Origin of the sequence: Coprococcus intestinihominis, from assembly GCF_040096555.1 — a bacterium.
Classification (GTDB): domain Bacteria; phylum Bacillota; class Clostridia; order Lachnospirales; family Lachnospiraceae; genus Coprococcus_A; species Coprococcus_A intestinihominis.
On the sequence record NZ_JBBMEK010000108.1, the window covers coordinates 1 to 10,011 of the forward strand.

Annotated in this window: 10 protein-coding genes, 1 pseudogene and 1 riboswitch; of the genes and pseudogenes, 7 read left to right on the forward strand and 4 right to left on the reverse strand. The window is 44.4% G+C overall.

Annotated elements, in window-relative coordinates; translation table 11 throughout:
* The 6 genes and pseudogenes from WMO25_RS09590 to WMO25_RS09615 form a co-directional block, all read left to right on the forward strand.
* Positions 1 to 263: pseudogene (locus tag WMO25_RS09590) on the forward strand (nitroreductase family protein); the annotation flags it as partial.
* A gap of 16 nt (positions 264 to 279) precedes the next feature.
* Positions 280 to 1,620: an MATE family efflux transporter gene (locus WMO25_RS09595; RefSeq protein ID WP_215689912.1), complete on the forward strand. Its 1,341-nt coding sequence runs from the start codon at positions 280 to 282 to the stop codon at positions 1,618 to 1,620.
* Positions 1,621 to 1,807: 187 nt separating this feature from the next.
* On the forward strand, positions 1,808 to 2,479 hold the full coding sequence (locus WMO25_RS09600) for a 3-hydroxyacyl-CoA dehydrogenase family protein (protein WP_420314877.1): 672 nt from the start codon (positions 1,808 to 1,810) through the stop codon (positions 2,477 to 2,479).
* A gap of 9 nt (positions 2,480 to 2,488) precedes the next feature.
* Positions 2,489 to 3,802 (forward strand): acetyl-CoA hydrolase/transferase family protein, encoded by a 1,314-nt coding sequence (locus WMO25_RS09605; protein WP_349085132.1) that lies wholly within the window; start codon positions 2,489 to 2,491, stop codon positions 3,800 to 3,802.
* Positions 3,803 to 3,825: 23 nt separating this feature from the next.
* Positions 3,826 to 3,999: a ketopantoate reductase family protein gene (locus WMO25_RS09610; RefSeq protein ID WP_349085133.1), complete on the forward strand. Its 174-nt coding sequence runs from the start codon at positions 3,826 to 3,828 to the stop codon at positions 3,997 to 3,999.
* A gap of 8 nt (positions 4,000 to 4,007) precedes the next feature.
* Positions 4,008 to 4,274, forward strand: a complete 267-nt coding sequence (locus WMO25_RS09615) for a ketopantoate reductase family protein (protein WP_349085134.1) — start codon at positions 4,008 to 4,010, stop codon at positions 4,272 to 4,274.
* Between the two features lie 307 nt (positions 4,275 to 4,581).
* Here the strand turns inward: WMO25_RS09615 and bsh are convergent, their stop codons facing one another.
* The 4 genes from bsh to WMO25_RS09635 form a co-directional block, all read right to left on the reverse strand.
* Complete coding sequence (gene bsh / locus WMO25_RS09620; RefSeq protein WP_349085135.1) at positions 4,582 to 5,556, reverse strand: choloylglycine hydrolase; 975 nt, start codon at positions 5,554 to 5,556, stop codon at positions 4,582 to 4,584.
* Between the two features lie 13 nt (positions 5,557 to 5,569).
* On the reverse strand, positions 5,570 to 6,205 hold the full coding sequence (gene thiE, locus WMO25_RS09625) for a thiamine phosphate synthase (protein WP_215632428.1): 636 nt from the start codon (positions 6,203 to 6,205) through the stop codon (positions 5,570 to 5,572).
* Positions 6,192 to 7,013 carry a hydroxyethylthiazole kinase gene (gene thiM, locus WMO25_RS09630; protein WP_178441684.1) on the reverse strand — a complete coding sequence of 274 codons (822 nt, stop codon included), beginning with the start codon at positions 7,011 to 7,013 and terminating at the stop codon, positions 6,192 to 6,194. Before thiM ends, thiE begins: the two co-directional genes overlap by 14 nt.
* Before the next feature lie 133 nt (positions 7,014 to 7,146).
* Positions 7,147 to 7,255: riboswitch (TPP riboswitch) on the reverse strand.
* A gap of 77 nt (positions 7,256 to 7,332) precedes the next feature.
* Positions 7,333 to 8,718 carry a sodium-dependent transporter gene (locus tag WMO25_RS09635; RefSeq protein ID WP_349085136.1) on the reverse strand — a complete coding sequence of 462 codons (1,386 nt, stop codon included), beginning with the start codon at positions 8,716 to 8,718 and terminating at the stop codon, positions 7,333 to 7,335.
* A 148-nt stretch (positions 8,719 to 8,866) separates the two neighbouring features.
* Here WMO25_RS09635 and WMO25_RS09640 point away from each other — a divergent pair, with 148 nt between their 5' ends.
* Entirely contained in the window at positions 8,867 to 9,847 is a 981-nt protein-coding gene (locus tag WMO25_RS09640; protein ID WP_349085137.1) for a D-2-hydroxyacid dehydrogenase, read from the forward strand.
* The last annotated feature ends 164 nt before the right edge of the window (positions 9,848 to 10,011 follow it).

The following is a 10,011-nucleotide window of genomic DNA, read 5'->3' on the forward strand; positions in this document are numbered from 1 at the left end:
CAGCGCAGCAGCAAAACCGTACGAAACCATCCCGTTTTGATCTGAGTGATATTGTCTGCGAAAATGCTTATCAGGCAAAAGAAAGCAGCGATATCCGACGAATGTTTGCAGGCCGCACCGGTCTTCAGGGCTATGATGCCTGGATGCAGACTTTCTGCAATCGCAAATATGAATCTGCTTTTTCAAGAGAAATGAACCGTTCCATGGAAATTTATCTGAAACCATTTTTAGAAAAGGAAGGAGTCTCCGACCTTGAAAAATAATAAATTTGAAATTGATATGTGCAATGGCTCCATCATGGACAAATTGATTTCTTTTGCCCTGCCGCTGATGGTATCCAGCATCCTTCAGCTGATGTTCAATGCCGTTGATATTATTGTCATCGGCCGTTTCAGCGGCAGCCAGTCATTGGCCGCTGTGGGTTCCACAACCGCACTGATTGCCGTATTTACCAATCTGTTTATCGGTATTTCCCTTGGGGCCAATGTTCTGGCAGCACGCTTTTATGCTGCCGGAAGACACAAGGAAATGTCCGAAACTGTTCATACCGCCATCACCCTGGCTTTGATCAGCGGTATCCTGATGGCGGTCATCGGTCAGCTTTTTGCCAGAAGTGCCCTTGAACTGATGGCAACCCCAGATGATGTCATTAATCTGTCATCCCTGTATCTGCGTATTTATTTCCTGGGCATGCCTTTTTTCATGCTGTACAACTATGGCGCTGCCATATTGCGTGCCGTCGGTGATACCAAAAGGCCTTTATTTTTCCTGATTATATCCGGATCCGTCAATGCCATCCTGAATCTGCTCCTTGTCATTGTTTTTCATCTGGATGTGGCCGGTGTCGCTATTTCGACAGTTATTGCACAGATGATCTCATGTACCCTTGTCCTGACTTGTCTTTACCGTTCCGACAGCAGTTACCAGCTTCGCTTTTCAAAGCTGAAAATCCAACCCCTGTATATGAAACAGATTTTTCAGGTGGGTGTTCCTGCAGGTATCCAGAGTACCGTCATTAACTTTTCTAATGTACTGCTGCAGTCCTCTGTCAACTCTTTCGGTTCGACAGCCATGGCCGGTTACACCGCCGCCAACAATATTTTCGGATTTATGTACGTTTCCGTCAATGCCGTCACACAGGCCTGCATGAGTTTTACCAGTCAGAATTACGGTGTCGGCAAGTATAAGCGAATGGACCGGGTACTCCGGGACTGTATGATTCTGTCCGTTTCCGTATCGCTCATCATGGGCATCCTTGTCTATGTTTTCGGACCAGAACTGCTGCACATTTACACTTCTGAAGAAGATGTTATCCAATGCGGTATGGAAATTCTTACCTACACCACCCTGACTTACTTCTTCTGCGGACTGATGGATCTGTTCCCGGGTGCCCTGCGCGGTATGGGCCATTCCACTGTGCCAATGATCCTGTCCATTGTAGGAACCGTGGGCTTAAGAATAGTATGGATTTTCCTGCTGTTCCCGCACAACCGGTCACTGGATTTCCTGTTTATTTCCTACCCGGCTTCATGGATCATTACATTTATCATGCAGATCATCTGCTTCTACTTTGTAAGAAAAAAAGTTCATCGGGAATTAAAGGCACATTTTGCCGTTTAAAATAAATACATGCATCCCCTCTTCACCATACTTTCGGCAAAGAGGGGATGCATTATTTCATCATTTTATTTTTATCATATTATTGTAGCTTATATGGTACTTATTTTCCAGTACCTGTTTCACCGGTAATCAATATGGTTGTATCCATATCTGCAATTCTTTTAGCCATCAAGTCAAAAAAGGAAAAATGACAGATAGTGAAAAAAATGCTATACTAGACAGGATCACAATCGGCACAAAAGAAATCTTTAAAGATGCCGATCTGATCATTGAAGCTGTCAAAGAAAATATGCAAATAAAAAAAGAAACCTTTAAAGAACTAGACAGCATTGTTCCTGCAAACTGTATGTTTGCATCCAATACGTCTTCCCTTTCTGTCACCGAAATGAGCAATGGCCTGAGCCGCCCTGTCATCGGCATGCATTTCTTCAATCCTGCCCCTGTTATGCAGCTGGTTGAAGTTATCCGCGGCGAACTCTCAACAGATGAACAGGTTGCCAAAATCATTGAAATTGCCAAAGATATTGGCAAAGATCCCGTTGAAGTCAATGAATCCGCCGGATTTGCCGTTAACAGAATTCTTGGTCCGATGTTAAATGAGGCCATTTACGAACTCTATGAAGGTGTTGCCTCAATGGAAGATATTGATAAAGCCATGCGTCTGGGCACCAATATGCCGATGGGACCATTCCAGCTTGCAGACTATGTAGGTCTCGATATATGCCTTGCACTCATGGAAACCTTGCAGCATGAACTCGGCAGTGACAAATACAGCCCGTGTCCTTTGCTTCGCAAAATGGTTCGTGCCGGCAAGCTTGGTGTGAAAACAGGTATCGGTTTCTATGATTACAGGAGATAAATAGAAATTATGGAAATGACAAAAAACGACTTGAAAAATAAACTGACCTCCCCGGAAGAAGCTGTGAAACTGGTTCATGATCATGACCGTGTCTTTATCGGCCTTGTTTCCAATATCACACCTGTGCTTTCCGATGCTTTATGGGAAAGACGTCATGAACTCAATGATATCACCATCATCAGCGGACTTCTGCTAAGGCCGACACGGCTCTACACCGAACCTGCAGAAAATCAGCCATTTAAAATGCTCTCCCTTTTTCTCGGCCCTTTCGAAAGAACGGCCATGAAAATTGGCCGACCTTCTGCATTTACATCGCTGCACCTGAGCCAGGTTGACGATTGGTTTCATAATATTGGCAAAGTATCCGTTGTATTTATATCTGCCTCTATGCCTGACGAAAACGGCAATGTTTCCTTCGGTGTTTCCGGCGGCAGTGTCTATCGTTTTCTCCTTGACACAGCCGAAAGAATCATATTGGAACTGAATCCTAATATGCCTTACGTTTACGGTCAGGACAATATTTTCAATATCAAAGATGCCGACGCCATTGTTATGTCGGATAAAGCAATTCCTGAAATGGCCGAAGGTGAACCTGATGAGATAACGGAAAAAATTTCAGATCAGATTGTCCCGCTCATCCCTGACGGAGCCACCATCCAGCTTGGCATAGGCGGTCTGTCCTCTGCGATTGGAGGCAAATTGACCGACAAAAACGATCTGGGTATTTTTTCCGAAATGCTCTGCCCTTCCATGGTCAAACTGATGAAAAACGGAAATGTTACCAATAAATACAAGGGATTTATGGACGGCAAATCTGTTTATGCCTTTGCTGCCGGTGATAAAGCCATGTATGACTTCATGGATCATAATGAGAATATCTACAATGCTTATTTTTCATTTGCTAATGATCCACGAATGATCATGAAAAATAAAAAAATGATTTCTATTAACACCGCAATGGCTATCAATCTTTATGGAGAAACAGCTGCTGACGCCATCGGTTATCATCAATACAGCGCAATCGGCGGTCAGCTTGATTATGTTCGCGGTGCCCAATGGTCCGAAGGCGGCAAATCCATTATCGCAATGGATTCCAGTTACATAAAGAACGGAAAAAGATACAGCAAAATCAACTTTACATTTCCGGAAGGTACACCAATTTCAACACCAAGATCTGATATAGAATATGTAGCGACTGAGTATGGCTGTATCGATCTGAAACACCTGACAATGGCTGACCGTGTCAGAGCCATGATCTCGTTGGCCCACCCTGACTTCCGGGACGAGCTGACAGAAAAAGCACGACACGTCGACCTCATCTGATATCAAAGAAAGTAGGAAAGTGTATGATCAAGCGAATAGCAATTATGGGATGCGGATCTCTGGGAACAATTTTAGGTGCTTACTTAAATAAAGCCGGTTTAGATGTTATGATGGTGGATGCCTGGAAAGAGCATGTAGACGTTCTCAATCGTAAAGGAGCAACCGTCACCGGCAGTGTGCAGATGAACGTGCTTTAACCTGTGCTGTGCGGATTGGCCGTGAATGCATTCGTGTCTGCCATGCGATGGGTATTACATTGATTCAGGGAAAAGCCTCCATGCTGCAGGATCTTGAAAAGGGCAGAAAATGTGAAATTCGATTCATCGACGGGGTTGTTTCCGATGAAGGCAAAAAGCTTGGTATCCTGACGCCATATACGGATGCTGTTGTTGCAATTGTTTCTGAAATCGAAGATAAGAAACGCCCGCTTCAAAACAATCTGGATGCCATGCCGGATTTACCTATTGCATAATATTATAATATGTAACACCTATACACCCCTCATTTAGGTGCCGTCTATTGCCGGATACGCAAGAGGCGGCACCTTTTTGCAGTCAAAACACCGAACTATACACTGACACCAATGAGCGGCGGTGCACTGATTACACTGATGTTGATGGCAATTATTTACAAAGCAAAAATGATGCCAAAATACACGTACTGCTTTTTAGATCTAAATGTGCTTCCTACTGAGCCAACATAACTACAGTTAGTAAAAAGTCAAAAAGAAAGCTGCCACTTCAAGATTTTCTAATCTTTAAAACGACAGCTCCCTGTTTTTAGTTCTGAATCAAAATTTTTTCTTCCTGCAGCATCGGATAGCGCACCAGCATCTCTCCATTCAGATTTTCTTTCTGCATATCCACAGCTGTGATCTGATGATTCGTATAAGTTGTATAATAATAAATACCTTTGCTGACATTCATACAAGCTGTGTAAATTGTTATTTCATAATGGCCTTCGGACACTTCGCAGCAGCCTCTCTGCTGCTCCACCGATCCCATAATATGAAAGACCTGATTGACACTTTCTACTTCAGAGTTCCCGGATAAAGCATTCATTTTCACAAAAGCCGCACGGACAAAACGTGAAGAGGAAGACAAGTCACCCGGCAATCCAAGAGCGCCCATGCCCCTGCTGTAACTGCCAAGATCCAATTTGTCCGAAAAGTTGTTGGATGGCTGTTTCGGTGACAGTGCCATATAATCATTCAGCCTGAAAAGCTGCTTATCAAAGGGCGGATTATTTGTCATCACACCCACCGGATTATCATAAATATGCAGGCCGTCTTTCATACACTCCATGGTAATAGCCTCATTGGCATCCGCGATCAGCCAGTGAAGCTGGGCATTTGGAAACTGCGGACTGAAAACCGTATCCACAATATTCAACGTCTTAACCAGTTTTCTCACATCCGCCACACTGGCACACTGCCCCAACAGCCATGGAATCAGCTCATATACAGCAATATTATCCTTGTCATCCATCGGATGACCATAAGCAGCATTCCCCACAAAATTCAAACCCGCCATAGCAAGTCCCTTTTCATTGGCCCCTTCATAATAAAGGGGATAATTCTCTGCCACGTGAGCCATACCAATCATCGCATAATGATCCTCAAGCACCGCACCATGTTTAAAATGGAAAGGATAGTATCTCGGTGTAATGGTGATTTCTTCACCATAGGAAAACTCGTAATCCAAAGTTCTTCCCATGTAAAAATCTTTTGTTTGATAAGTTGCCGCTGTACACATGAAGCTGCCTCCTTTATACGATTGCTTTAACAGCTGCCTTCAAATCAGCTGCTGCTTTCTTAATATCTTTCTGTGCATAAATGGCACTGATGACTGCCACACCGTCAATGCCGCTGCCCGTCAGTTTGACAACATTCTCCTGTGTAATGCCTCCGATGGCTACAACAGGAATGGACACAGCTTCACAGATGGCTTTTAATGTGTCATAGGAAACTTCTGCTGCATCATCCTTGGAAGTTGTCGGAAAGACTGCACCGACACCAAGGTAATCAGCGCCGTGCTTCTCAGCCAGAATAGCCTGCTCCACAGTCTGTGTTGAAACACCGATGATCTTGTCCGGGCCTAATTTGGCACGTACATCTCCGGCTTCCATATCGCTCTGCCCCACATGAACACCGTCTGCATTCATGGCAACGGCGATATCCACATTGTCATTGATGATAAATGGTACTTTATATTCCTTACAGAGTTTCTGCAATTCTTTGGCTTCTTCAAGGAAATGAGCCTCATCCAGTGTCTTCTCTCTCAGCTGAAGAAATGTCACACCGCCATCCAGACTTTCTTTGACTACTTCATATAATGTCCGTCCGTTTAACCAATGACGGTCTGTAACTGCATACAATAACAAATCTTCTTTAGCGCACTTCATATTTTGCCCCCTTATCTAAAGTTGATGCATCCATATTGTAAACTGCATCGATAATACGGTTACGGTAAGTAGAGTTGCCGTCGCCTTCCTGCATTCTTCCCCATCCGATCTCACCTGCAAGACCCATGGTGCATACAGCAGCAGCTGCTGCTTCCAGATGATTGTCAGGATTCGCCACCAGAAATGCCGTCATCATGCCGGACAGCTGACAGCCTGTACCTGTAATCTTACCCATCTCCGGTCTGCCATTGCGGATCACATAGCATTTCTCACCGTCGGATACAAGATCAATGGCACCTGTAATGGCGACAATGGAACCGGATTTTGCTGCAAACTGCTTCACAAACTGAACCGCCTGATCCAGTGTTTCCTCAGTCACTGCATCTGCCACATCCGCGTCCACGCCCTTTGTAGTGCCGCTGCCGAGAGCCAGTGTCTTAATCTCCGAAATATTGCCTCTGATAACTGTCAGTTTCAGCTGCTCCATCAGCTGAACTGCTGTGTTTGTTCGAAGTGCAGAGGCACCGGCACCCACAGGATCCAGAAGGATTGGATGATTCAATTCATTCGCTTTCCTTCCGGCGCGGAACATACCTTCAATACTACTCTTTGTCAGTGTACCGATATTGATATTCAGACCGCCGCAAATGGATGTGATATCTTCCACATCTTCCGGCTCCGCAGACATAATCGGGCTGCCGCCGCAGGCCAGCAGTATATTAGCCACATCATTGACTGTTACATAATTCGTAATATTATGAACAAGCGGAACATTCTTTCTCACATTCTCAATACAATTTCCAAGCATTTTCTTACGCTCCTTTTAATCTTTGCTTCATTTTCCGAAATTATTCACAAGTTTTCTACCTGAATATCCGGAAAACAAATAGCGGATATGCCCCGAAAGACATATCCGCATCAAAATTCTCATTCGCTTTATGCGACGATGTGCATACATATCCCTACGTTGGCATGATCCAAATCAGGTTATGGGTCCAGGCGGCTCAGCCTGTTCTCAGCCTGCTCCGGCAGACTCCCCGCTGTCACACTCTATTATAGCGTCATCACACTGTATTTGCAAGGATAACACAATAAAACTCCATCTCCGGATGGGCATTCAGGATTTTCTACATGCTGATAATGCCTAAAACATTGGCAATAGAGCTGAGCAGGATAACAATCAGACAAATCGGTGCCAGATATTTCAGGAAGAAATTATACAATTTCTTTCTGCCAAACTTGGATGACTGTTCGATTTCCTTCGCAATCCTATCAAAGCCAACCACTTTGATCACAAGGAAACATGTAGCCAGCGCTGCCAGCGGCATCATAACTGAATTCGTCATAAAATCAAAGAAATCCAGGAAATTCATGCCGAATATCCTGATGAAATCAAGGACACCGTATCCAAGCGATGATGCACTGCCGAATACGATCATCACAACTGCCATCAAGAGACTGGCCTTACCGCGGCTCCAGTGCAGCTCATCCATGAATGTGGAAACGCTTGTCTCCATCAGTGAAACAGCACTTGTCAGTGCCGCCAGTAATACAAGCACAAAGAACAGAATACCGGCACCCGTTCCGATGCCCATACTGGCAAAAACCTTCGGCAATGTAATAAACATCAGAGAAGGACCTGCATTCAGCGTCTCCGGATTACCGCCTGAGAAGGCAAAAACCGCAGGAATGATCATCAGACCTGCAAGAATCGCAATGCCTGTATCAAAAATCTCAATCTGTGTGGTAGACTGTTCAAGGTCGATATCTTTACTGATATAAGAACCATACGTATATAAAATACCCATGGCAATGGAAAGCGAATAAAACATTTGTCCCATGGCCGCTACAACTGTCATCCATGAGAAATGTTCAAAATTCGGAATCAGGAAATACTTCACACCCTCAAGGGCCCCGGGACGGGTTACAGAGTAAATCGCCACAATGATCGCCAGCACCACAAGAATCGGCATCATAATTCTTGACATCAATTCAACACCGTTCTTGACACCGCCGAGAATAATGATAAATACCAATGCTGCAAACACAATGAACCAGAGTTCTGCCTGCCAGGAATCTGAAATAAATGCTGAAAAATAACCGTCTTCCGCTACAACCTGCACCTTGCCGCTGAGATATGCCACCAGATACTTAATGACCCAACCGCCAATGGTGCTGTAATAAGGCACGATCAGCATTGGAATGACTGCATTCAGCCAGCCACCGATCTTAAATGGTGCCGTTTTGCCAAAGAAGGAAAAGGCCCCCACCGGGCTCTTCTTCGTCATACGTCCGATTGACGTTTCCGACATGATCAATACATAACCAAAAGATACTGTCAAAAGAATATACACCAGCAGAAAAATTCCGCCGCCATACTTTGCAGCCAGATACGGGAAACGCCAGATATTACCAAGGCCCACCGCTGAACCGGCAACTGCCAGAATGTAGCCGAGTCTTCCGGAGAAGCTTCCCCGGTGGCCACCATGTTTTGTTTTTTTGTCGTGATCCATGATACACCCCATTAATGTTTCTTTCTTTATATTTATAGATAGCATTTTATTTTAACATGTTTAGTCAAGAATCGCAACTCATCGGACAGATTCTTTTTATTTTTTCGACATTCTATGTTATGATTAGAGTCAGAAAGGAAATATCACAATGAACACATACTATCCCATCCATATTTTAGTGGCTGTCCCTTGTCCACCATCAATCCGTGATCGTTTCAGTACACAGTTTGGCTCACAATGTCATTTTACCTTTATCAATTCCAGTCAAACCATCCCTGAATCTCTGCTTCGCCACACAGATGTTATCATCGGCGAACCTGACGAACCGGATCTTCTGAAAGCGCCTCGTCTGAAATGGCTGCAGCTGACATGGGCCGGCGCAGACAAATACGCACGTATGAAACGGTTGCCTTCCCATCTGACGATCACCAATGCTTCCGGTGCTTTTGGTAACATTATATCCGAATATGTGATTGGCACTATTATTGCACTGTATCGATCATTTTCAGTTTATTCACATCATCAGGCAGCTCACACTTGGCTTCCATCTGACAATTGTGGCACGATTTACAAAAAAACAGTCCTGATTCTCGGCACCGGAGACATCGGTTCTTCCCTTGCCCACCGTTTAAAAGCTTTTGATACATCCATCATTGGCTTCCGCCGCCATCCGAACCATAGAGCACTTCCGGACTTTGATGAAGTCATCGGGTCAGACCAGTTAGATCTCAAACTCAAAACAGCAGACATCGTTGTCGGATGTCTGCCAAATACATCAGAAACCATCGGCCTCTTTGATGAAAAACGTCTGCGTCTGATGAAAAAAGAGGCATTGCTGATCAATGTCGGCCGCGGCAGTCTGATTAAAAATGATGCTTTATTGCATGTTTTAAAAGAAGGGCACTTAAAAGGGGTTGCTCTGGATGTATCAGAAATTGAACCGCTGCCAAAGTCCTCTCCGTTATGGGATCTGCCAAACGTCTTCATCACCCCTCATATCGCCGGTCCAAGTTTTGGTGGCAACACAGATGTTGAACAGGCCATCTGGAACCTGTGTTTTGAAAATATTGAACGCTTTCTTGCCGGTCAGGTGCTGAACCATATCGTCGATTTAAGGCAAGGCTATTAATTGTTATTTCTCAATATCTTCCATAGAGATGAGTTTCTGTGACACTTCCACCTGAGAAAAACGAAGGCCATGGTCCTCATATTCAAATTGGTGCTAGAATATAAATAGTACAAGCCAAAATGAGAAATTCCAAATACACATAAGCATGATACAATAGAGGCATG